This window comes from Olivibacter sp. XZL3, from assembly GCF_004368405.1.
In the GTDB taxonomy this organism is placed as follows: domain Bacteria; phylum Bacteroidota; class Bacteroidia; order Sphingobacteriales; family Sphingobacteriaceae; genus Olivibacter.
In genome coordinates, this window is sequence record NZ_SBJH01000003.1 from 22721 (window position 1) to 47147 (window position 24427).

At 42.9% G+C, this 24427-nt stretch carries 20 protein-coding genes; 5 read left to right on the forward strand and 15 right to left on the reverse strand.

Annotation, left to right across the window (positions count from 1 at the left end):
• From EPX21_RS00520 to EPX21_RS00570, 11 genes are all read right to left on the reverse strand, one after another.
• Nucleotides 1–1170, reverse strand: coding sequence for a glycosyltransferase (locus tag EPX21_RS00520; RefSeq protein ID WP_240768436.1), 1170 nt, complete (start codon nt 1168–1170; stop codon nt 1–3).
• Nucleotides 1170–2399 (reverse strand): glycosyltransferase, encoded by a 1230-nt coding sequence (locus EPX21_RS00525; RefSeq protein WP_206105963.1) that lies wholly within the window; start codon nt 2397–2399, stop codon nt 1170–1172. The genes EPX21_RS00520 and EPX21_RS00525 overlap by 1 nt, the downstream gene beginning before the upstream one ends.
• Nucleotides 2400–2499: 100 nt before the next feature.
• A complete protein-coding gene (locus EPX21_RS00530) occupies nt 2500–3936 on the reverse strand; it encodes an O-antigen ligase (RefSeq protein ID WP_166670638.1) in 1437 nt (478 codons plus the stop codon).
• 38 nt (nt 3937–3974) lie between these two features.
• Nucleotides 3975–6131: a lipopolysaccharide biosynthesis protein gene (locus EPX21_RS00535; RefSeq protein ID WP_134087726.1), complete on the reverse strand. Its 2157-nt coding sequence runs from the start codon at nt 6129–6131 to the stop codon at nt 3975–3977.
• Nucleotides 6132–6151: 20 nt separating this feature from the next.
• Nucleotides 6152–6835 (reverse strand): TolC family protein, encoded by a 684-nt coding sequence (locus EPX21_RS00540; protein WP_134087727.1) that lies wholly within the window; start codon nt 6833–6835, stop codon nt 6152–6154.
• Nucleotides 6836–6861: 26 nt separating this feature from the next.
• Nucleotides 6862–7956 carry a sugar transferase gene (locus tag EPX21_RS00545; RefSeq protein ID WP_206105964.1) on the reverse strand — a complete coding sequence of 365 codons (1095 nt, stop codon included), beginning with the start codon at nt 7954–7956 and terminating at the stop codon, nt 6862–6864.
• Complete coding sequence (locus tag EPX21_RS00550) at nt 7940–8329, reverse strand: two-component system response regulator (RefSeq protein WP_134087728.1); 390 nt, start codon at nt 8327–8329, stop codon at nt 7940–7942. The genes EPX21_RS00545 and EPX21_RS00550 overlap by 17 nt, the downstream gene beginning before the upstream one ends.
• 280 nt (nt 8330–8609) lie before the next feature.
• Complete coding sequence (locus EPX21_RS00555; protein WP_166670639.1) at nt 8610–9017, reverse strand: response regulator; 408 nt, start codon at nt 9015–9017, stop codon at nt 8610–8612.
• Nucleotides 9018–9071: 54 nt separating this feature from the next.
• Nucleotides 9072–10175 carry a hybrid sensor histidine kinase/response regulator gene (locus tag EPX21_RS00560; RefSeq protein ID WP_134087730.1) on the reverse strand — a complete coding sequence of 368 codons (1104 nt, stop codon included), beginning with the start codon at nt 10173–10175 and terminating at the stop codon, nt 9072–9074.
• 40 nt (nt 10176–10215) lie between these two features.
• Nucleotides 10216–11409, reverse strand: coding sequence for a glycosyltransferase (locus EPX21_RS00565; RefSeq protein WP_134087731.1), 1194 nt, complete (start codon nt 11407–11409; stop codon nt 10216–10218).
• Nucleotides 11410–11703: 294 nt separating this feature from the next.
• Entirely contained in the window at nt 11704–12936 is a 1233-nt protein-coding gene (locus EPX21_RS00570; protein ID WP_134087732.1) for an alkaline phosphatase family protein, read from the reverse strand.
• Nucleotides 12937–13179: 243 nt separating this feature from the next.
• Between EPX21_RS00570 and EPX21_RS00575 the strand changes: the two genes are divergently transcribed.
• Complete coding sequence (locus tag EPX21_RS00575) at nt 13180–13776, forward strand: TetR family transcriptional regulator (RefSeq protein ID WP_134087733.1); 597 nt, start codon at nt 13180–13182, stop codon at nt 13774–13776.
• Between the two features lie 2 nt (nt 13777–13778).
• Here EPX21_RS00575 and EPX21_RS00580 read toward each other — a convergent pair whose 3' ends face one another.
• Both EPX21_RS00580 and EPX21_RS00585 read right to left on the reverse strand, forming a co-directional pair.
• Nucleotides 13779–14036 (reverse strand): hypothetical protein, encoded by a 258-nt coding sequence (locus EPX21_RS00580; protein WP_134087734.1) that lies wholly within the window; start codon nt 14034–14036, stop codon nt 13779–13781.
• An 82-nt stretch (nt 14037–14118) separates the two neighbouring features.
• On the reverse strand, nt 14119–15258 hold the full coding sequence (locus EPX21_RS00585; RefSeq protein ID WP_134087735.1) for an FAD-dependent monooxygenase: 1140 nt from the start codon (nt 15256–15258) through the stop codon (nt 14119–14121).
• A 325-nt stretch (nt 15259–15583) separates the two neighbouring features.
• Here EPX21_RS00585 and EPX21_RS00590 point away from each other — a divergent pair, with 325 nt between their 5' ends.
• Both EPX21_RS00590 and EPX21_RS00595 read left to right on the forward strand, forming a co-directional pair.
• Nucleotides 15584–18898 (forward strand): TonB-dependent receptor, encoded by a 3315-nt coding sequence (locus EPX21_RS00590; RefSeq protein WP_134087736.1) that lies wholly within the window; start codon nt 15584–15586, stop codon nt 18896–18898.
• Nucleotides 18899–18909: 11 nt separating this feature from the next.
• Complete coding sequence (locus EPX21_RS00595; RefSeq protein WP_134087737.1) at nt 18910–20742, forward strand: RagB/SusD family nutrient uptake outer membrane protein; 1833 nt, start codon at nt 18910–18912, stop codon at nt 20740–20742.
• Between the two features lie 240 nt (nt 20743–20982).
• Here the strand turns inward: EPX21_RS00595 and EPX21_RS00600 are convergent, their stop codons facing one another.
• Entirely contained in the window at nt 20983–21981 is a 999-nt protein-coding gene (locus EPX21_RS00600; RefSeq protein ID WP_134087738.1) for an aldo/keto reductase, read from the reverse strand.
• 11 nt (nt 21982–21992) lie between these two features.
• Nucleotides 21993–22280 (reverse strand): putative quinol monooxygenase, encoded by a 288-nt coding sequence (locus tag EPX21_RS00605; protein WP_134087739.1) that lies wholly within the window; start codon nt 22278–22280, stop codon nt 21993–21995.
• Between the two features lie 386 nt (nt 22281–22666).
• Between EPX21_RS00605 and EPX21_RS00610 the strand changes: the two genes are divergently transcribed.
• Together EPX21_RS00610 and EPX21_RS00615 are read left to right on the forward strand one after the other, a co-directional pair.
• Complete coding sequence (locus EPX21_RS00610; RefSeq protein ID WP_166670640.1) at nt 22667–23263, forward strand: RNA polymerase sigma factor; 597 nt, start codon at nt 22667–22669, stop codon at nt 23261–23263.
• A gap of 46 nt (nt 23264–23309) precedes the next feature.
• Nucleotides 23310–24314 carry a FecR family protein gene (locus EPX21_RS00615; RefSeq protein WP_134087741.1) on the forward strand — a complete coding sequence of 335 codons (1005 nt, stop codon included), beginning with the start codon at nt 23310–23312 and terminating at the stop codon, nt 24312–24314.
• The last annotated feature ends 113 nt before the right edge of the window (nt 24315–24427 follow it).

Sequence of the window (24427 nt, forward strand, 5' to 3'; positions counted from 1 at the left end):
TTATTGCTTTTGGTGATAATCATGCTTTGTCGCCACCGAAACCTTATTGGCCTTCCTTGCAAGCAGCAGTGCCTTCAACTGATAAAATATAAAATTTGGCACCGCTTTCAATGCGACGTATATCCTCCTATCCGCATTACCTTCTTTCAATGCAATTAAAAAAGCAGCTACAAACAAAAGAAAGCCAACAGCAAAAGCCGTTGCCGTCCACCAATGCTGTAAGATAACGTTTACCAAAAAGCAGAGCAAGGCCAGTCCGAGAAAAATAAATAAAGGTGGCCTCATTAAAACCAGTCCGAAAAGGAACTGGTTTCTACTCCAGTTTGAAACAGAAAGCAACATCAATTTCCAGCTATACCGTACGTACTTGAACCAGGTATTGATCCAACGGGCCCGTTGTTTCACTAGCTGATCCGTCTTAGCCGTTTTTTCGTCCCACACGATAGCCTCTTCAGCAAAAGCGATACGCTGGTTCAACCTTAAGATACCATACTGCAGAACTTTATCAAAGCCCGCGCCCTGAACATCGCTCTTACTGAATATCTGTTTGTAGAGCGCTACCTTAAAGGCCATTCCAGAGCCTGCCAATGTAGCCGAAGCACCTAAAGAAAACAAGACTTTCCCGTCGTAAAAATGATAATACAGATCACGTGCCGCGTCTAAGGCGGCATACATCGTGTTCATATTTTTAGGCATCCTCACACCTTGCACGCTGTCAAACCCTAAGGCAAAATAGAGATCCAAAGCCTTCAGGTAATCCGGGTGCACCAGGTTATCACTATCAATAATCGTCAAGCGATCGTGCGCCCGCTGAAATCGTTCGATCGCGTAAAAATGCGATCGCACATTTCCGGCCAATACCTTTTCAGGCCGGAGTAAAATCACCCTCTCTGAGTTGAAATGCAACGAAGAAATGTCACAGTTGTCGGCAACAACGTAGATTAAATACCGTTGATAATGAAGGGATAACAATGAATTTACCACAGCAGGCAGCATCGTAACGTCTTCATAAGCCGTTACGATGATCGCATAGTCCGCTTCCGCTGACAACGGAGGCGCCTTTCTCTTTCCAGTCCGCAAGAACTTGTAAAAAACATAAAAGATGATTGGCATCAACAAGTTAATCATTATAACGAACTGTATTAGCCATCCTATCGTTTTCAACACCATCATTTTTTCTTCCTCCTGGTTGTTAGCTCACTTAAACGCTGCTCCATCCGCCTGTAGATGGCATCGACAGCGTTCGACCAAGTGTGTGAGGCAGCGAGGTTCCTTCGCGCCCCAAGCACCGCATCGTCATCAGGTTCCGCCAACGCCTTACCTACCTGCCGAATAAAATCCGCCGGGCTGTCGGCTAAATATACATAGTCTTTAAACGGCATCATGGCATCGGTGGTGGTCGCCACAATTTTTTTGCCGAACGCTAAATACTCATCTATCTTCCGTGGATAATTACCGACGGTAAGCGGATTCAAAAGTTGGGGATTGATACAAACATCAAAGGCCTTCACATAAGCCGGCAATTCCTGTTGCGCCTTATTTCCGAGAAAATGGACGTTTTTACAGGCGTGTAATTCAGAAGTTTTAAAGTGTTCGTCCTCCGGTCCCACCAGCACCAACTGCCAATGAAGTTTCTCGGTAACCATTTTCAGTAACAGTTGAGTATCGAGCCTACTATGCTGCAGTGCGCCTACATAACCGATAAGCGGCGCCTTTATCATAGCCATATCCGCCGGGACAGGATACTCATTCACCGGCTCTGGCAAGTGACAACCTTGGCCAACATCATAGCTGTGGGGATTATATTGCTGACAATATCGCATTAAATAGGCAGAATTTGTTAAGCAGAGGTCGACTTTCTTAATCATTCTAGGCTCGGAAATTAAACCCTGTCGGCGCCAATAGGGTGTACCTAAGATATAATCGCGTGAATAGTAAACGCTAAGCGTCGGCTTCAGTAACTCTTGCAGGTAAAAACATTTAATAATTTCATTATCATTAAAAAGGATGAAATCCGTAAAGTTGAGGTCTGCAATTGCTTTAGCAATTGCCTTTGCAAATTTGCGGTTGTTGAAACGATTAAAAAAGTCAAAAAGGAAATAAGGTTTCAACCAATTGACGGATTCGACCAAGCAATCCGGATAGAGCACAAACAAGCGATCGTTTATCTTTAACAAGCCCTCTTCCTCGTGCCTGATAATCCGTTGCCTCCGCAACACCCCTTCCTCCTTGGCGCGTTTGATAGCGGTTATTCGATCTAGCGGAGTATTTACAAAAAGTACCTTATTTTTTTTACTAAATTCGAGTGCAATATCTTTGCAATTACTTCCGATGTCGATATCCCAGGGCTGTTGACCAACCACTACTATACATTGCTCTTTCAGCATAAGTTTTTCCATTGGAAATTACCTGTTCTTGTTTTTATCCGCATTCATTCCTCTGTAGAAGCCGAACACTAAACACAAGATACCTGGTACTAAAAATAGTTCGAACGGCATATTAAACCACTTTAGATGGATGATTCGCTTCTTTCAATTTTCTATCAAATCTTGGGCCGAGGTATACCAGGGCAAACGACATGTATACCACCAGAGACGAAGGCACCCTATTGATCACTTCATTGCCATAACTGGCAATGAAAACACCAAAGGCTCCCGCCGTGAGCCCTACCAATTTAATTTTGAGACCACGGTTTTCGATACGCCAAATGATGCCTCCGCATTTACCGAATAAATACATCATCATGCAAAACCAAATGATAAAGCCCACGATACCATACATAGCCCATACTTTCACCCAATAGCTATCCGGTTCGATGGTAGACAAATATTTATCGCTATTATACTCATGCCCCCAAATACCAATCACCCCTAAGCCTCCACCAAAGGGTCGGCTTTTCAGGTACTCCGAGAGCCTCCGTTGGTTGATAAAACGCAGATTTAGAGAAGCGTCTTCCGGGTCTAACGCCGTTCGCAAGCGAGCAATTTGATAATTTCCGCTTCCCACCGTTGTATACTTCAAAAAACCGATCAAAAGTGCCATCACTAAACCTCCCAACACCAGGGCTTTGAAGTTCTTGAACAGGATCAGCGAAAAGAACAGTCCAGAAAAAAGCACGAAAAAAGCGCCCCTGGTTCCAGAGATCAACATACCAACGAGCAAACACATCGCACAAAACGCACATAAAGCCTTCACCCACCATTTAAACGGCCCGACCGCCAAGATCAAAGTTATCAGTAAGATATGTGCCTGTGAAGCGCCAAACTGCCCCGCATCAGTATAAAAGGAGAATACCCGAAGCTTTCCCCATATCAAATGTGTAGAAGCCATTTCCTCCAAAAACAGCTTTTCGCCAGGCGTCAGAAACTTAAGTTGCCGATAGCCATTCAATGCTGCGAGTACAGATATCCCAATAAAAAGCCACAGTACGGTATTGATTGACCGCGCCTCTTTTTGAGACAGGATCAACAGCGCCAAGGGAATTAATAACATTGCATGCAATGCAGCGTTGCGAATTTCCTGTAACCAGCCCATCACGCTGGCTCCGGCGGGATTAAAGAGTTCCAAGACCGAAATGATAAACCAGACGGCTGTTAAGGTCATCAGGTCGGTTTTGAGCACCGCCCAATCATAGTCGCGGTGCTTAACGATTATAGCCAGCCATGTGCCAATCAACAGGACTTCCACACCGATGCCAAAGGGCATTCCATCGAGCTCACGACCTAACATGGGCATCAAAAAGCAAAAAGCCAAGGTAGTATAAAGTCCGACAGCAGGATTTTTTAACAGGAACACACTGTATATCAAGCCACAGCAGCAAACGACAACCAAGAGTGGAAGCACAAGCCCTATCTTGACAGTCATCACCGCTGATGCCAGCGCTAATAGAATACATACGACGATGATTCTGCGGCTATAAGGGATTACAATTTGCATACTTTGATCGATCGATATCATATTCGCTGCTGACCTTGCTAGGCCGATCGGTTCAGCAGCACCTTATTTAACACGGTACCTAAAAGACTAGGTTCCTTTTTTAATCGTTCCAATAATACTAAGCCATGATCATCCAATTTTGTACCTGCTTCGATCACCAACAGACATTTACTTACGAACATCATCCATTCCTTCACACGGTTCATATCCTGTAAGCTGTCCATATCAATAATAATCAAATCAAATTTGTCTTTTAAATAAGAGAACCCGGCTACCAGGCTGTTTGCGTCTTTCATTTCTAAAAGTGATTTACCCCCAGCATTACGGTTTAAAACCGTAATCAAATCCTCTACCTTTATTTCCTTTTTCACCAAGAAAGACTCAAAACGCTGCATAGGTTGTTCTTTACCATTACAGATCATACTTGCCAAACTTGGCGAATATTCGGAGATAAGCAGCACCTTGCGGCCTGTCATTGCGAAGGCATAAGCTAAGCCAGCACTTAGGAAAGTCTTTCCACTTTCCCGATAGATGCTTGTAATACCTAGCACCTTACCTTCGACTGCCGTCAGCTCTCGGTCTACCTCAAAGCGTAGCGAGCGTACGAAATCTTTGTAAATACCATAATCAGGAACGGTAGCGTCATCTTCCCAAATATCGCGGAGGTCTTTATTTTTTTCCTTAACACAATTTAAACCTCCAACCACTCTCACACCGGTTGCAGCCTTCAAATCCTGTGGTGTACGGATCGTTTTATCCAACACAAAAGAGAGCGTCAAAATAGCTAAACACAAGGAGAGGCCGGCAAAACCGGCGAGCCCGACATAAATAAATCGTTTTGAAGGTTCCGGGGTACCGAGTAAACCTGGCTGGGCGAGAACCAATTCGGCTGTGGTATTCTTCTCAACACTGGTTTGATTATAGCGTGCCAATGCATCCATGTATTCTTTGGTTGCCACATCCGCATCCCTTTCCAATTTCTGCACACCGGCGTCAGTTGGCACCAGCGCGCTATAGCGTCCACGTAAGGTTGCCAAGGCCCCTTCGATCGTTGATATGCTATTCTGTGCAAGCGCTAAATCCGTCTCCAATTTCATCCGTTGATCGTTCAATTCTTTTCTTACTGACGCCGGGCTCGTTATATACTTGTCTGAAGCAGCCGCAATTTTAAGGCGCCTCAAAGCAGTAAGCGAATCAATCGTTTGTTTGTCTTCCCTCCTAAAATTGTTGTTTATGTATTGCTGATTAGCAATTTTCAGTTGATTTTCCAGATTGATAATTTCATTATTCTCCTCCAGCGAAGTTCCGCCGATAGACGCTTCTCCCCCCGCAGCGAGCTTCGCATTGATTGCTTTCAGTGCCCCCTTCAACGATTGGATCTGACCGATGGTTTCGGCTCTTTTGGCCTCAACTTGAGATATTTGTGTGTAAATTACATCAGATTGTTTATCCAAATTCAAGACACCGCTGTTTACCTTATAATTTTTCAGTTCGGTATTTTTTTCTACCATGACCCGTTCCTTCTCTTTCAACAAAGAGTCTAAACGGGAAAGCGAGTTCCGTTGATTGATAAAAGTGGTATGGGTGTAATAGGCAAGAAACTCGCGTGCCAAGGTGTTCACCACATAGGCCGAAAGCTCTGGATTGGTAGAGGTAAATTCAATATTAATGAAATCGCTTTCGCCCAAACGTCGGATATTTAAGTTTTTCAGTAGTCCTCTTTCATCGTAGCCCATGGATTTGGCCACATCATAAAGTGGCAATCCCGAAATTCTATTGTCGTCTAAGGTCAGCGGCTCCTTTGAGATCAACTTTTGCCGAAAATATGCTGCTGCCTTTCCCCTATCCTGTGGCGACAGTTTCTGTAGCAAATCGCTCCAAGGTTGAAATGCTATAACGCGGCTTTCCAAGTCGTGCAACATCAATCCATTTGTTAGCGTACTCAACACGGTGCGGCTCCGCATCATTTCCATGATGTTGCCAAACTGTGTAGTGACTCTAAAATAGTCTAAGTTTTGGCTATCGGCGGTTCGCTGCGACTCATCTGTTAAGCCTGTAGCCAGCTGTGCTTGCGAAACATATTCCTTTGGTAGATCTCTTACCAGAAAAAAGGTCACGATTACAGACAATAAGGGCACCGAAATGATGAGCCACTTATATCTGCCATAATGCTTCAATAGCGCTTTAACGTCCATAGGTTATTGTTTCTTTATGCTCAGTCTTCCTTGATTTCCGTAAGTTTCACTCCAATGATATCCTCCAGCGCGTCGCGTGCTTTCAGGAAATCGGCCTCAGCCTCTATCTTATCTGTTTCTGCCGTCGTCAGAGCCGCCCGCGCTTCACTGTAAACATCGAGGGTAACTTCCGCCTTTTCAAACTTAAACCGAAGATCTTCCATTAAACTACTGGCGTCCTGCTCTGCCTGCGTTTTGATTTTGAGTTTACGTTGCTGAAGAATGTAATCATAGTACCTTTTTTTCACTTCGTTGCTCAATAAAATATCGTATTCTTTCGCTTCATATTGCGCTAACTTGTAATCTGCTTTCGCTTGTTTTACCTCAAAGGGTTTCTGCAGGAAGTTTCCAACATTTAAAGTCGCTCCAAACTGAAAGCCATTTATAATGTACGGGTTGACCACGTCAATGGCACTTTTTCCTTCCGGCCGGTAAAAGTATGAGGCGTTTAAGACATCTAGGTAGGAAACTTTAGCGAAAGGAACAGCAGCCTTCGCTTTTTCTTCTGCCGCTTCGAAAATTTTCTTTCTTGGATAGTGTTCCTTGGCCAATGCTATAAAACGCTCCAGCTGTCCGTAATTAACGTCCTCAATGATAGATTCCTGTGCGTTCAATTTCATGCCAGCCAAGAAGAACAGGACGACAAGCGCAAAATGTATTCTCATGGTTTATAAGTCGGTTTTCTAAAATTTTATACTTTTTCTTTTTGCAGGAGTGCGGGGAAAGTCTTCAATAAGATTTTTAAATCCACCCAAAGCGAACTTTGTTGAGCGTAGAAATTATCGAGGTTCTTACGTTCTTCGTCGGACATTTCGCTTTTACCTCTCTTGGTTATTTGCCATAAGCCGGTAATTCCCGCTGGGCCTAAAAAGCGCATGGACCATAAATTCGAGGTCAGTTGTTCTGCTTCATACAAAGGAAGCGGCCGGTTCCCCACAATGGACATATCTCCCTTCAGCACGTTAAAAAGTTGCGGAAGCTCATCCAAGCTCGTATTTCTAATGAATTTCCCAACCTTCGTTACACGTGGATCATCTTTAATTTTCACAAAAGCCAGCGGTTCCGCTTGCGGTTCGTCCGTTACTGCATATTGATTGGAAGTTTTTGCTAACTCTTTCAACCTGGTGTCGGCTCCTACGGCCATTGATCTGAATTTATAAAAATCAAAAATCCTATATCCTGTGCCCGCTCGTTTGCTTTTATAAAACACGGGGCCTTTTGATTCCAGTTTGATACAAACAGCAATCAGAATAAAAAGCGGAGATAGGACCAGGATCGCTACTGCAGAAAAGAGGATATCAAATAACCGCTTCATGAAAGGCATTTTGTACTCCTGAACTGTATTGGGGATCAACTTTTTGATATCCGGCTTAATCAATTTGAATTTGATCAGAAATTTAAGACGCTCCATCAACTCTGCCTGATCAAAAGGATATACATAGAAGTCATTCACTTTCGCTTTCAACGCCCGTGTCTTCAATCCGGCATCCTTTTTTTCGGCCAGTAAAATAATAACCGACCCGGACGTTAACGGGTTTGTCCGTATAGCGTCGATCAGCGCAAAGACCTTTCGTTCCTCATCCATCTCCATCATGACGATCTCCGGGCTCGTGATAATCGAACAATGTTCCAGATGTATTTCTAACGCCTCTGTTGAGGGTAAAAAGCTGAGGTCAAAATCACGTTCCAGTGAAGGCTTCAATTCGTACATGTATCGCTGACCACAATAGGCCAGATTGGGAACAAAGGCCCGTCTGGGTTCTACCTCCTCATAAGGATTTTTCATGTACATTCTCCTCTAGAAGTTCTTTCACTACGTTTCTCAAATAAATAGGATCGAAGGGCTTTTTTATAAACTTGTTTACGAGATAGGGCGTCCTTTTTGCCAGAGACTCCATATCTTCGGTAACCGACAAAATAATCACCGGAATGTCCCTAAACAAGCCACTAATCCTAATCGACTTCAAAAACTCAGGGCCATTAAAATATGGCATTTCGACGTCCAACAATATCAGATCCGGATAATTCGCTTCCTCCAGCCATAAAGTGGCATCATAACCATTGCTTTTTAGCACCACATCGTAATCCTTTGCAAGAATGAACTTCAAAAGCTGCAAGATAGATGGCTCGTCATCAATTACCAAAATTTGCTTTTTCATATTATAAATGCATGTTGACTAGAAGATTAAGGGGCAAGCATGAAGAAACACAAAATTTCACGGGAAACATAGTAAAAAACACGCGTCACATTTTTTTACAAATATACACATTACTAGTCATGTAAAAATATTATTACAAAAAAATTATACCACCGGCAAACGCGCCATAATTAACTAATAAACACCAACACCAAAAAGACGCATCCTTTATGCCGCCTGTATTATACATCATCATAACATTAAGGCAATTAAAGCGAAAAAGTTTTCGAAAAAAATAAGTTTATGCCACCGACTCTTGGATTTTCAGCAGCGTATCGTTCAGTTTTTCGAGGGTTATCGGCTTCTCGAGTACGGCACTGACCGTGGGGTATTCGCCAAGCTTCTTCAATCGATAAGGGTCATTAGAGAGGGTTAGGATCATAATGCGGAAATGTCGTTTAATTGAAGGCGGAAACTTCGAAAACTCATCCAAAAACTGAAAACCGTCCATCCCGGGCATCATGACATCGAGCACAATTACCCATGAAAAACTGGGAGCAGTATACTCAAAACCAGACAGGAAATTTAAAGCCTCATTCGCGCTCTGCATAACGCTTATTTCTGTTGCCTTCCCTGTTAAAGAGATAAATTTCTTTGCAATCATGCAATCCAGATCATCATCGTCAATGACAAGAAAAGAAAACATCATAAAGGACATCTTTAAATACTTACAAATCAAAATTAAACAAAAAAAGCTGAAAAACTATTTATTCGGCAATACCACCCTGAAGGTGGACCCTACATCAAAAGTAGACGCTACCGAAATTTGCCCTCCTAACTGCTCAACTACGTTCTTAACGTTATAAAGCCCTAAACCGCTACCGGCCTCGTCCAAGGAAGCCCTGAAAAACAGTGTAAATATTTCAGTGAGATAATGTTCCTTAATGCCAATGCCATTATCTCGCACAGAAAAAACAGCTACGCCATTTTCCACCTCAATATCCACCTCCACATATTTCGACTCGCCCGCTTTCTTTTGGTATTTGAAAGCATTTGAGATGAGATTGGTAAGTATTAAACGAATAGCCATTTCGTCATTACGGAAGGGCTCTTCGACATGAAGGTTTATGCTGAACTCGATCTGTTTTGCATTGGCCATCGCTTCATAAAGTTGCTCCAGCTCCTTTTTCAATATTACAAGATCGATCTCCGTAATGCTTAGCTTGCCTCTGCGGATACTGTAATAATCATGTAGATTAATAATATAACGATCCAAACGCTCGGCAGAATTGATAGCAATCTCGACAATCTCTTTGCGTTCATCGGGATCGTCCGTAATTCGTAGCAATTGCATGGCCGACATAATACCGGCGAGTGGGCCTCGCATATCGTGACTCACACTATAAGCAAATTTGTCGAGCTCGGCATAGGCTTCGGTCAGTTCACTGTTCTTTTGCTGGAGCAAGGAAGTAGTTAGATAGCTTTTATTAGCTTCGGCTATTATTCTATTTAACGTTTCCACGCTCCATGGCTTTTTCAAATAACGAAAAATGTTGCCTCTGTTAATTGCATCTATGATATGCTGTTCGTCTTCGTTGTACCCCGTAACCAATATCCGTATGGGCAGTGGATACAAGTGGCTGATCTTTTCAAAAAAATCTGTTCCAGAATGTGTTGGCATAGACTGATCGGAGAATACGATACGTATATCACGATGCTGATCCAGCAACTCGTAGGCGTGCTGTTCATTTGTGGTAATAAAAACCTCATGCTGTTCCCGTAGCACTGCTTTAAAAGCATTTAAGCTAGGGCGTTCATCGTCCAAATAAAGAATTTTAATCTTATCTACCGCCAATTGATTTGTCATATAAAGCTAATAACTTCTTATATACCATTCATCTAATCGTTCAAGCCCGCAGATAATCGTGAATTAAATCTGCAAACTGCTCGGCCCGTCGCTGCCACGTATTTGCTGAAGCCACTTGCAAACGCATCTCTACATCGGCATGCCCATGCAACAACGCTTCTCTTATGAGAGCGCTAAAAGAATCCGAGCCCGCACTATATTTTACGGCTTTGCCGGTAAATTCCTGCAAATCCATATTAAAATCCGTTGATATTACCGGCCTGCCCATACCTAAATACTCGAACAATTTTAATGGAAAAATTGTGTCGCTCACCTCGTCCTTTTTAAAAGGAATGATACATACATCGAATTGCGCTATATAAGAAGGAACCTCTTCGTACCTTACCGACGGCAGTATATATACGTTCTGTTGTTCTAAAAACCATGTTGGCACCACGTCACGACTTACCGGGCCAACGAAAACGAAATTCAGATCGCTATTCTGATTCAATACCTTATAAAGCAAGTCAAAGTCGAATCGCCTCTCAACCGCACCTATATAGCCTATGCGGGGATAGCCAATACCGCTTAAGCCGGGATGCGATGCTATTTTCAAATCGTCTTTGTGCGTTTGAAGCACTAAATCAGCCGCATTAGGAATAAAAAAAGTATGTTCATTCAGCAATTTCTTCTCGCGCTGCAATGACCTGCTGGTACATATGATTAAATCGCTTGCCTCAACCAACAGCTTTTCTGAGATTTCACCATGCTTTTTATCGTAAGGTGTAATCAAGGGATCAACACAATGATAGACCTGCAAATCTGCGTTCAGGTACTTTCCTACGCTAGGATAATGAAAGTCCCAAGAGTTAATAAAGATATAATTACTTATGCCATCCTTTTTCAGGACGGATTTTATCTTTCTCGCGACCAGCTTTTCATTAAGTTTCAGCAGGAAACGATATAAACGCCCCTCCGGTAACCAGTTGATGGGGAATACGGGCGTGGGGATAATAATTCTTAATTTCTCAAGCGTTAAAACTTTATTTGAAAACCAGGAGAAGAAAGGCTTTCTACAGAGAAAAGCATCGGTGCTTCCATCCGAAAAAAAATAATCACGCCAAGTGTATGGATGATCCACATAATAAACCGTGTTTTCCTCGCTCAAATATCGCGCTATAGTAAAATTTGTGGAGGCCAGTCCATCAAACCGCATATAGCTCAATATCACAATAGCTTTGTTCTTTAATTTCATAGCCGGCCTTCGTGGACATACATCAACCTTCCACTTTACATATACTAACAGGCCTGAGGTTGAGCCGCATCGTCTTTACACAAATTTAACATGTCATACGTCAAATATACACATCTAAAAATTAAAAAATTATAATAAGAAAATATTAGTCACAGGACGGGTATCTAGCAGGTTAAGAAGCAAAGCCCGGTTTTTGGGATTCCGAGCTTTGTACAAATGGATCTTTTTCACTAAGCGAAGCTCTTATCATTCGTTGTACTGATAGCAGCCTCACATCGATTTTTATTTTTTTATCTAGTCCTTTTCCATGACCCACCGATTTACGGTATTTTCAGGAGTTTCCAGCACTACTTTATAAAATGAGGAAGGCATATCTTTAATAGAAATAAGCGCATGTTTACGATTTAATGGGAACGTACCCATCAGTTGATAATGGTCTTCTCCGCCCGTTTTTTTATTGTTCGTTGTCGACAACCAGACCTTTAGCTCCCCATCCTGTTTAAGCGGTAACCAGGAAACATCCAAGTGCTCTTTTAAGCGATGAACCTGAGGCTGGGCTACGGCTACGCTTCCTAACAAAGGCACACCATCCAATTCTCTACCGGTAGCTTCCCGTACAGGAATATTCATAAACCGAGCGATGGTGGGCACAATATCTACCGATGCAGGATAAAGCAGTTTACTGTAAGCATTGTCAAGCGGTCGGTTGCTCAATAGCCAGGCCGATCGTTGGCGGAAAGACTGGCCTCCGTGGCCTTTACCATCTTTTTCAGTGCGACCATGATCGGTCGTTACAATCAGTAACCAATCTTCATTAAATTTCTGCTCGCGTTCATTAATAGCCGACAGGATCTGCCCGATCTCCTCGTCCACCTTTTCGATCGCTCGAGTATACTGCGGACTGTCACCGTACATATGTCCCATATCGTCTGTATATTCCAAATAAACCCATGACAAATCTGGAGCACGTTCTTTAATCGATTCCGCTGCCTTTGCGGTGACAGCCTGATCGATAGCCAACATGAATTGCCGCCCCTTATCGTGCGGATAATGTACCGTATCCAATTCCAATCCATCAAAAGCCTCATCCATCTTTATTTGACCGGTTTCTGCCAAACCCTCTCCGATTAGTTTGGTGCGGTTATCCAACCAACTGGAAAATACCGCAATTTTCTTTTCCGGAAAGGCGTCCTTTAATAAGCGAAAGATGGTAGGATAGTGATAATTCGGCGCTTTAATATCATTATCCGGAACATTATGCTTATTATACCAGACCCCGGTTATGACATTGGTATATCCCGGAGCAGAGATCGTGGGCGTTTCGCTGTATCCACCAACTTCGCCGCCTTGATAGGCACGCAAATAACAGCCTTTATCTACAAGCTGTCTGAAATGTGGCGGATTGGTTTGCTCCAATGCGTCGGCGGCTATTCCATCGGCGATAACAAACACTACTTTCTTTTGCCTCTGGGCCAAAATAGACCCCGAACAAACACATAAAAACAGTAAAATACTTAATTTCTTCATCTTCTATTTTTGTTGGTTGCTAATACACAATAAACAGTAATCCCAATTGAGCCGACCTGATTAAAGGAGGATACCGTTTCACAAGTATCGCTAAATTCGCTTAAATTGCACCAATGCGGATAACATCTGTGAAGATCATGCTTCGCTATTAAGCCATGATTAACAAATGTTTATTTTATTTATTAATTGAATATTCATTCAATAAAAAGCGATTTTTGTAACTGTTCAGTATCAGACAAACCCATGGGAAGAAAAAGCATAAAAGATACCCGAAAACAAGAGATCATTCAGTCTTTTTATAAAGTATCAAAAAAAATAGGCTATAACAACACCTCGATTGCCAAAGTCGCCAAAGAGATGGATATCAATCCAAGCCTCATTATTCACTACTTTGCCACCAAAGAAGACCTGAAAAACGCCTTGATCGACTACCTCTTGGAGCGGTATTTATTGATTTTCAAAATCGATCATGAAAAAGACTATGGACTGGAAGAACTTCATCAGATCGTTGACCGCTTGTTTTCAAAAAAATGGAATAAGCTATTTGACGACAGTCTTTTTTACGATTTTTATGCAGAAAGCTTTCGGAATAAAAAGATTAAACGGAAGTACATCCGCATCCTCGACTCGCTGCGTTCCGCCCTTACCATCGTCCTCACTAAATTAAACGAGCAGCAGCTGTTAAAGTTAACCGACCCAAGTCATACAGCCGACCTTATTTTTATTTTCCTGGACGGAGCCTATTTTTATTTGTCTTTAGTGGAAGACAAGGCCTTGATCGAAAAGCGGCTTACTCAGTATAAAGAAGAAATTTATGACCTACTAGGTTTATCCCGTTAAGATCATTTCCGCAGCTTGATTAAGCGCCTCCACGGGATTAATCTGCTTAAAGCAATGAGCGCCCACAAAACGTTCACCAACACATTCGGCCGATCGTGATAATACAGTGCATTGACGGCTAAACCGCTTGCCCCTGCGATATTCAACATTTGATACATCCGGTCATCTGGCCGTATGTAATCGTAACTAATTAATAAATAAGCCAATAGGCAAAGAATGACGCCAAGCCATCCCAGCGCGTCAATTACATTTAAATGCATAATAGCACAAATGTAAACAGTACCGGCACCAAAAACAGGGGAGAGTTATTAAATTATTGTTAAGGATTATACTGGCAGGCCATCAAAAGTCGACGTCAAAAAGCCACTTCATCTGCTTTTTAATATACCACTGAGGCAGGGCGCGAAGGCAGTTATTTCGTAGGGAGCAAAGCCAAGCTTGTTCCCACTGGGAAACTTGGCCTAACAAACGGGAAAGCTGGATTATTCTGGCCGTCCGCTCCATTCTACGCCTTTCATATTGCGCTAAAGCCTCAGCCCATCCTACCCGTCTCAGGCAATCGGCCAGTACCACCGCATCCTCGATCGCTTGGCAAGCTCCTTGCCCCATATTGGGTGTTGTTGCGTGTGCCGCATCGCCCAATAAAACCACCCGGCCGAACACAAACTGTTTGAGTGGTCGGATATCGATGATGTCGTTCCAGATCAATTGTTCAGTTTTAGTTGCCGCCAACACTTCGGGAATGGGATGATGAACATTTCGAAAACGATACGCCAATTGCTCTGGTGTCATTGTGCGCATCCCTTCATCGCCCTTTGCTGCATTAACGCAACAATACCAATAAATGCGCTCACCGGGTAGCGCTGCCATTCCGAATCTCCCTTCCGGCGCCCAGGTTTCGGCGGAAACCTCGCGGTTAAAATCAAACCCCCTATCCGTAATAACAGCCCGCCAACAGGTATAACCCGCATATCTCGGTGTACTGTGCGGCAGGATCTGTAGTCGAACAGCCGAATGGATACCATCTGCCGCAATTAACAGATCAGCTTCATCAGTCGAACCATCAGTAAAAATGACTTTCACTTTGTCTGAATTCTGTTCCATTTTTGCAAACCGTTTGCCCAACATCAATGTGCCCTCTTTGATATATCCTAACAACAGCTCATGCAGTTCGGCCCGGTGGATAACAAGATTCGTATTGCCGTAATAAGGATTCAATAAGGAGGTATCTTGGTCGCTGATCATTCGCCCCTTTTTGTCGAGCATCTGTAAAGCGGTAAGCCGTTTTCCCTTTTGGATAACAGCAGTTGCCAATCCCAATTTATCCAATCCACGAACGGCATTGGCAGCCAATCCAATACCTGCTCCAACGGGTTTCAAAACAGTCGTCATTTCATATACCACCACCTGCATACCTAAGCCTTGAAGAGCTCTTGCCGCACAAAGACCGCCGATGCCTGCTCCGATGATAATAACTTTCATTTTATATACCAGTTACTTTAGTAAGCGAAAATAGCGATTAAAGAATTGATCTGTATCCCTCCTTTGAATTCCTAACCAAAACGGATAAAAGCAGACAATCCCGGCACACTCACCACTAAGCGATTACGAAATTTTAATTGAATGAACATTCAATTAAAATAACGAATTATTAATTCGCCCTTAACATACAAAACTCATCTTTGCCTCAAATCCCTAATCGAAAAAATTTTATGAGCCCGATATGATCAACACCATCAGTAAACACTAACGATTGTTTTTGATCATCAAAGGCTCCATCAGACAACTCAAAACAAAAAACAAACGGATGAAACAAACCCTACTATTACTGGTTATATCCTTGCTCTTTATAGGTCGACAAGGCATATATGCCAGACAAGTTTCCGAAGAGGACAGGACCATTTCGGGCCTAGTGCGTGATTCTGTGGGCGAAGCAATACCGGGAGCTAGTATTGCTCTTGCTGGAAAAACGCGAGGAACGTCCACCAAAATCGATGGAACGTTTACGTTAAACGTTAAAACGGGCGATGTATTGCATGTTTCCGCAATCGGCTACTTACCAAAGGACATCACCATCACCTCAGCTGAGCACTATGAAATTGTCTTGGACGAAGACAATCAGAGCTTAAACGAAGTGGTGATTGTTGGCTATGGCACGCAGAAAAAAGTCAACTTATCCGGCGCTGTCGATCAAGTAAAGGCCGAAGATTTACAAAACCGTCCGATAGCCAATGTGGCTCAAGGATTACAAGGAATGGTGCCGAACTTAAATATCCGCTTCAATTCCGGTGCGCCAGGGGCTGCTGCCAATATCAACATCCGCGGTATCACTTCTATTAATGGAGGCGATCCACTTATCCTGATTGATGGGGTTCAGGTGAGCCCAGCGGAACTGAACTTATTGGCATCGCAGGACATTGAAACCATGTCGGTAATCAAAGACGCATCCGCGGCCGCTATTTATGGAGCCCGGGCGGCATTTGGGGTTATCTTGATCAAAACCAAAACCGGCTCCGTAGCGGGCGCTACGGTCAACTATTCCAACAACTTTAGCTTGAACAAGCCCACCGTTATACCTAAAATGGTGACCGATCCGTATATCTTTTCTCGCTTATTGGAACTGTCGACTGATAACACACCTTGGGACAATGTCAATTACAGCGACCAGTTCTACCAATATGCCAAAGAGCGGTCGGATGATCCGTCTATTCCTGGTGTAAGGGTGAACCCTGCTGATCCCAGCTTATGGGAGTATATGGGCGATCGTGACTGGAGTCGTTATTTCTTAGATGATTATAATTTCAACCAGAATCACGACTTAGCTATTAGCGGTGTAAGTGACAATAATAAAGCGCAATACTATCTTTCCGGTGGATACAACCGCCAGAATAGTCCGCTTACCTTAGCTGATGACTATAATGATCGTTATAGTTTAAGAGCTAAAATCGATTATAACTTGAGAAAATGGCTAAAAATAGGCAACAATACGTTCTATACTTTTACCGATAGAACCGCTCCTACTGCCTTTTTTGAGGCGCCCAGCAGATCTACATCCACTTACTCCACTCCTTATAATACACCCTTTGATATTTATAACCTTTATACGTTGTTTCCTACGTCATGGGATAAAAACCCGGATGGTACCTGGGCGAATGAAAGCGTAGGTAGGATGGCGGCCCAACTTGTTGACGGCGGCGCAACCACGATCAAGCAAAACATGATTCAATCAACCTTTACAGCGGAATTGTCTTTCTGGGATCGATTGCTCACCGTTAACAGTGATTTCACCTTTAGAAACACAACAGCCAATACAAACTCCTACCAAACCAAATATAAAATCGGCTATGGCCCGAACGACGTACGGGAAGAAGGCACCAATGCCGCACGAAGAGGTGCCGAGTTCATTGGCTATCAAGTGTTCAACCTATACGGTACTTTAAACAAAAGCCTTGGCAAACATAATTTATCTGCTATTATCGGATATAACCAAGAAAATTATCGGGACGAATTTTATTATGTTACCAGACAAGACTTGATTTCGTCCTCCTATCCGACCGTCGGGCTCGCTACCGGGGCAACCACCGGAGATGAAGAGATTCAAACCTATGCGATAAGGGGAGCCTTTGGACGGGTCAATTATACCTATGACGATCGTTATATAGTGGAATTTAACGGTCGATACGACGGCTCTTCCCGCTTCCCTAAGGATAAGCGCTTCGGATTTTTCCCCTCAGCATCCGCAGCCTGGCGTATCGAGCAGGAATCCTTTATGGAAGATTTTCGTTCTACTATCAATAACCTAAAACTTCGTGCTTCTTATGGCTCTTTAGGGAACCAGAACGTAGCCAATTATGGCTACCTTCCTTATATGAGTACCTCCCAAGCTGGTTATCTGATTGGTGGCAACCGACCAACAATGATTAGCCCACCCGACCTTGTTTCGCCGAATTATACTTGGGAAAAAGTTAACACGCTAAACTTCGGATTAGATCTTGGCTTCTTACAGGACCGCTTCACCGCAACGTTTGACATCTATAAACGGAACACATTGAATATGCTAACTTTCGGAAAAGACTTGCCCGATATTTTGGGAGCTGGCGAGCCCAAAGAAAATGCAGCCGACTTACAAACTAAAGGTTGGGAACTTTCTTTAGCTTACCAGGATAAATATGATGTGGGAGGAAGTCCGTTAAACTTCCAGGCGCGCTTCGTGTTATCCGATTCAAAGACGCATATCACCCGTTTCGATAACCCGAGTGGCAGTATCTTGCAATATTATAAGGGCATGCAACTCGGTGACATCTGGGGATTACAAAATAATGGTTTGTTTCAGAATACCGATGAAATTACGCAACTGGATGAATCCTCTATTATCCCATGGGGTGCTTTACAAATTGTACCAGGATGGCCGAAGTATGTTGATCGGGATGGTAATGGTAAAATCGAAAAAGGATACACTTTAGACGACACAAAAGACCTCACTATCATCGGCAACTCTACTCCACGTTACCAGTTCGGCTTAGATCTCAATTCTTCCTGGAAAAACTTTGATATCCGGCTCTTCTTACAAGGCGTAGGAAAACGAGATTACTATCCTATTGATTATACTTACTGGGGCTTCTACCAACAACCCTATGGCAATACGTATGAGCATCTGCTCGATTTCTATCGCCCTACGAGCGACAGTGAAGAACAGCGAGCAAGGCATTCGCAATCTTACCTGAACGCAGGTTTAGCCGATGCTAACTTAAATGGTACCTACCCCATTCTGCAATCTTGGTTAGCGGATGCTAACCTAGGAACTAGAATTGACGATGCTATGGGTTTAGCCATCCCTCAAACCGGGTATTTACTTAATGCCTCTTATCTCCGTATAAAAAACGTGACTATTGGCTATACCTTACCAACAAACCTGATCAAAAAAATTGGTTTTGCCAGACTTCGCATATATGCTTCAGGCGAAAATGTTTTTGAATGGTCGGGTATTAAAAAATTCTACGATCCAGAGAGCACTAATGCCAATATCAACCCAGATCCCACCGTCGGTTCCGGACGTAATGGGAACGGGATGACCTATCCATTCCAAAGAAGTTATTCAATAGGAGTTAATGCCATATTTTAAATAAGAAGAAAATGTCGACAAGAATATATATAAAACCGAGCAAGTTAATAAGCATTCGTTTGTTCATAGGCGTCCTAGCCCTATCTTTCATGGCCTGTAACGACGACTTTTTAGAGAAAACACCAGAAACCGACATTGACGCCGGAAGCTTTTTTAATACCGAAGAAGATCTTAACTTATATGTTTATAACCTCTATGATTTCCCGTCTCCCGGTATCTATACCGACGATGCTTATAATTTGACGGACAATGCATTCACTACCGGGAATGTAGAGTTGAAGACCATGATGACTACCAATCCTTCCTCAACTACCATTACCGGTGGTTGGGACTGGAGCCAATTACGAAATGTGAATTTCTTTCTGGCAAATTTTCGCAAAGCCAATATCGCGGAAGAACGTCTCAACCACTTTGAAGGTCTGGGCCGCTTTTTCCGTGCTCGTTTTTATGTAGATAAAGTAAAACGCTATTCTGATATTCCATGGGTGGATCAGGTGGTGACAACCGATAATGAGGATGTATTATTTGCACAACGTGACACGCGCGAAACCATCGTAAACCATATTCTGGAAGACTATGAATTTGCTGCAAACAACGTAAACATTTCAGCAACAAGTGGAGAAGTAAGCAGATGGGTGGTAAAAGCGGATTATGCACGGTTTCTATTGCACGAAGCAACCTTCCGGAAATACCATGCTGAATTAAACCTGTCAGAATCGGCAGCAAATCTTTTCCAAAAAGCGATTGATGTAACGAAAGACATTATGGACAATGGATCATTTAGTATTTACACGACGGGGAAACCAAATGAGGATTATGCCAACCTATTTGCCAATGCGGATCTATCTGGCAACCCAGAGATAATTTATGCCAGATTTTATCAGGCTAATCTGCTCAATGGCGATACTGGTGAATGGCTATTTGGAAATTACGAAACCTATCCCCTTAAGGACTTAATACAAGCATACCTGATGAAAGACGGCTCTTTTTACAGCAGCCAGCCGAACTACCAACAAAATGAATTCGTCGAAGAATTCCGTGATCGGGATCCCCGTTTATATCAAACTTATGCTTACCCCGGATGGATATTGGTACGTTCTGGCACCTATGCGCAAGGAACGGGCTTATATGTGCAACAGTTAGCCAAAAACTTTTCGGGGTACCATCAGATCAAAGGCTTCTACAACACAACCGATCAAGATACCCGCAATAACATCGATATACCGCTGTACCGTTTTGCCGAAATTCTGCTGACTTATGCAGAAGCGAAGGCTGAACTCGGCGAGCTCACTCAAGGTGATCTGGATATGACCATTAATAAATTGAGAGACCGGGTAGGAATGCCACATATGAACTTAAACCCACCGATTGATCCTATTGAAGCGGCCAAATTCTCAAATATAGTTTCTGGACAACGGGCAGAAATATTGGAGATCAGGCGCGAGCGCCGAGTGGAATTAGCATTTGAAGGCAGGCGATATGATGACCTAATGCGTTGGGAGACTGGGAAGTTTTTGGAAAAGGAGCCACAAGGTATTTATTTTGGATCACTGGGTAAGCATGATCTCACCGGTGACGGAGTACCAGACATCTATTTACTACCGGCTTCACAATCTATTCCGAATGATAAAGAGACTAATAGTTTAGGAAAAGTACTGCAATATTACCGTGTTGGCACCTTCGGCCAAGACGTATCGCTTTTCTTGGGCGGAGCAACTTCTGGAAATATCCAGATTATCGAAGACATGGGAACATTTGTTTCCCCTAAATATTATTACCGTCCAATACCACAACAACAAATTACATTGAATCCAAATCTTGGTCAAATTTTTGGCTGGCAATAATTACCTCAAACAAACGACAGGTTCAGCCAGGTTCAGCAATAACAATTGCTGGAACCTAGCTGAACCTTTCAGTCAACTTACAGAGAAGCATCAGCCCATAGCATTACCGTTATTAAGATTTCGTCCCAGATCTCGTATTAAGTTTTAAAAACACAAATTGGCGCCTGCACGGCAATCGATACGAATAGAAATTTTGTTGTTTCAAAGCCTATGCAATATCTGCACCGCCTTGAGAATCACTTACCGTTCGCCCACCCAGTGTGGGTAGATAGGTGTTTGGTCTGTAGCCGTAGTCAGTGCAGTCAATTGTTCGCTTGTCAACGACCAATCCACTGCCCCTAAATTTTCAAGCAACTGTTGTTCATTCCTGGCGCCGATCACGATGTTGGAAACCGTATCTCGCTGTAACAGCCAGTTAAGTGCAACCTGCGCTATAGTTTTGCCCGTCTCGTTTGCAATCCGTTCCAGAACGTCTACAACGGTATATAGAAATTCATCGTCTACGGGTGGTGATCCTACTGCTCCTCCAGATTTTATACGGCCTTCGCCAATCGGCTGATTCCTTCTTATTTTTCCTGTGAGTCGGCCCCAACCAAGTGGACTCCAAACCATTAATCCCAACCCTTGGTCTTCGATCAACGGCATCAGTTCCTGTTCATAGTCCCGGCCTATCAGTGAATAATAACCTTGGTAAATGACATATTGTTCCAGATTATACTTTTCTGAAATAGACAATGATTTCATCAACTGCCAAGCTGCAAAATTTGAGCAGCCAATATATCTAACCTTACCACTTGTTACCAGATTATCCAAGGTTCGCAGCGTTTCCTCTACAGGCGTATAATTGTCAAATCCATGCATAAAATACACATCGATATAGTCTGTTCCCAAGCGTTTCAAGCTATTATTAACAGCGTTGACAATGTGAAACCTCGATGAACCCCTGCCATTTACGTCTTCACTCATTGCAAAAGATCCTTTGGTAGCGATGATGGCCTTTTCACGCCCTCCTTTGACTGCAGCGCCAAGAATCTCTTCTGAAGCTCCTTGTGAATACACGTCAGCTGTATCAAAAAAGTTTAAGCCTCTATCCAAACAAATATCAATCAATCGCGAGGCTTCTTTTAAGTCTGTTTGCCCCCAACGACCAAAGAACTCATTAGTCCCCCCAAAGGTGCCGGTACCTAAGCTCAGAACAGAGACTTTCAATCCGCTTTTCCCTAAATTTCTATATTCCATCTTACTTTATTTTAAATAATATCTGTTCGATAAATAATTGGTATTTCCTGCAATTTTTCACTTGCTGTCTGCCTAAAAGTTTTTATATATGGCTGCTCATTATGAAGGGCGAAGCCTTCTTCGTCTTTCCATACCTCATGAAAGATGAAAACATTCGGATCTTCCACACTCTGGTGCAGGTCATACTGCAAGCAGGCAGGCTCCTTTTTAGATTGTACAACAAGATCTTTCAATACACCCTTGATTTCTTCAGTACAGTCGGTTTTACTCTTGATAAAGGCCGTTAAATTAATTTTCATTTGCTTTTGTTTTGATAAAGCAAATTTCAGCAGTTCTATTTTATCATTAAAATAACATAAGTTATATACTTGTATCATAAAAATGATATAATTCTCACCCACACCGCATTTAGTAGAGCCTGTCCTTAGTATGTATTTCAACCGGTGTCTATAGCAAACGGTTAATCTGGTTATCGCTACAGATAGGACACTATTTTCCGTCTCGCGTTGATGAAGTAAATTGTCACGGAACAAGTATTTGCCTCTAACATCAAAATACCTGATAGCCTATATTTAACAGCGTACTAACATCTACTTTATGTAAAAAGAATATCTTTGCCCCGCATTACCAGTCGGAATTACAGCGACGGGGTTGTTTAATATGTTGATTAACATGTGGAATGCGGATGAATGGATCTGATCAAGAATTACTAAGAGCATTGTCTTTAGGTGATGAAGAGGCTTTTCATGCCTTATTCGACAGGCATTGGAAAAAATTATTTTCTTTTATTTATAGGTTTACCAAAGACGAAGATCAAACAAAAGATATTCTCCAAGATGTTTTTCTGTACATTTGGAATCGCAAACACCTGCTATATGCTGAGGAATCCTTTCTACCTTATTTAAATAAGGTAGCCAAAAGCAACATCATGATGTCCTTTCGTAAAGACAAAATCAAGCTCAATGGCATCGACATTCTAATGGAACGGCTCTCCCGGCTGGAAGAAACTGATGATCAGCTGATGCTGAAGGAGACCCAGCATGTAGTGGATCAGGAGCTACACAAAATGCCGCACAATATGCGCCTATGCTTCATACTCAGTCGCTACGAAGAAAAATCAATTCATGACATTGCCAACGAATTGAACTTGTCTGAACAGACTGTAAAAAACAATATTTCAGAAGCCCTTCGTAGACTCCGATCATCGCTAGAGTCTGCATCAATGGCTTACGCCCTACTCCTCCTGTTCGACCTACTGAATAAAAATTTAACATACGTTTAATTTCTTCTTAAAGTACTTTCTGCGTTGTCGTGCACTATAGTTGTGAATGAAGGCAAAAAAACAGGAAGCTTTAAAACGGCTATTTTACGAATACGAGAGGCATACGCTTGACAAACAGCGTAGTGCCATAATTGACGACTGGTTCGAAACGGGAGATAACGATGTGCCGGAAGATATCTTCAGGGATGCGAATACTGAACGGCGTATATATACCGAACTTAAACAGCGACTAAAAACTTCTATTGCCGTTACACCTGTACGTCGTTTACCTATAAAGAGCTGGTTGAAAGTCGCCTGTATTTTCTTGTTGGTAGCTGCGGCAATTATACCGCTAAGCACATTGTTCCGCAGTCGCCCTCTTCAGGTTGTTCAACAATCTTATCAAACGATCGCCACAGGGGGTAACGAATTCCTCAAGGTGAGCATGGATGGTACGACCATCTGGCTCAGCCCTTCCACCACCCTACGATTGCCAAAGTACCGATTAGAAAAGGAGCAGACAGTATTCCTCGACAAAGGTGAAGCATTTTTTGAAGTACGTCATGACAATAGCCGATTATTTAAAGTCGTTACCGGTGATCTGATCACACGGGACATCGGTACGGCTTTCAATATTCAAGCTTATGAGCCGCAAACGGAATATCGCGTTTCGGTGGCTTCCGGAGAGGTTGACGTTTGCCGGGTGCTACCTGATGGCAATTTACAGGTCGTTAATGCCAGTTTGCGGAAAGGGGCAATCTTGACCTACCATCCTACAGAAAATAAAACGACCGTACTCAAGTCAGCTGAGGAAATAGTGCCTCGCGTTAAAAATAAAACGCCCTTACAGAGCAAGCTGACCATTCACGAAATCGGAAAAGAACTGGGAAGGCATTTTCAAATGGAGGTGACGGTCAATGCTTCCGAAACCGATACAGCCCGCTATACGCTCCATTTAGCGAATCAGAGCCTGTTCGATGTGCTTAACCAGCTTACCACTACCGCAGGAATAACCTATAGTATAGACCATAATCAACTAACCCTTAATGCACAAAATTCATCCATGAAATAAGCGACAATAAAAGAAGCCGGATAGTGTTACCAGCACTTCCGGCTGAGGTCGGGGCTGCAGCAGTCCTTACCTACCATCAATTAACTCACAGAAATTAATTAACGCAACAAGAT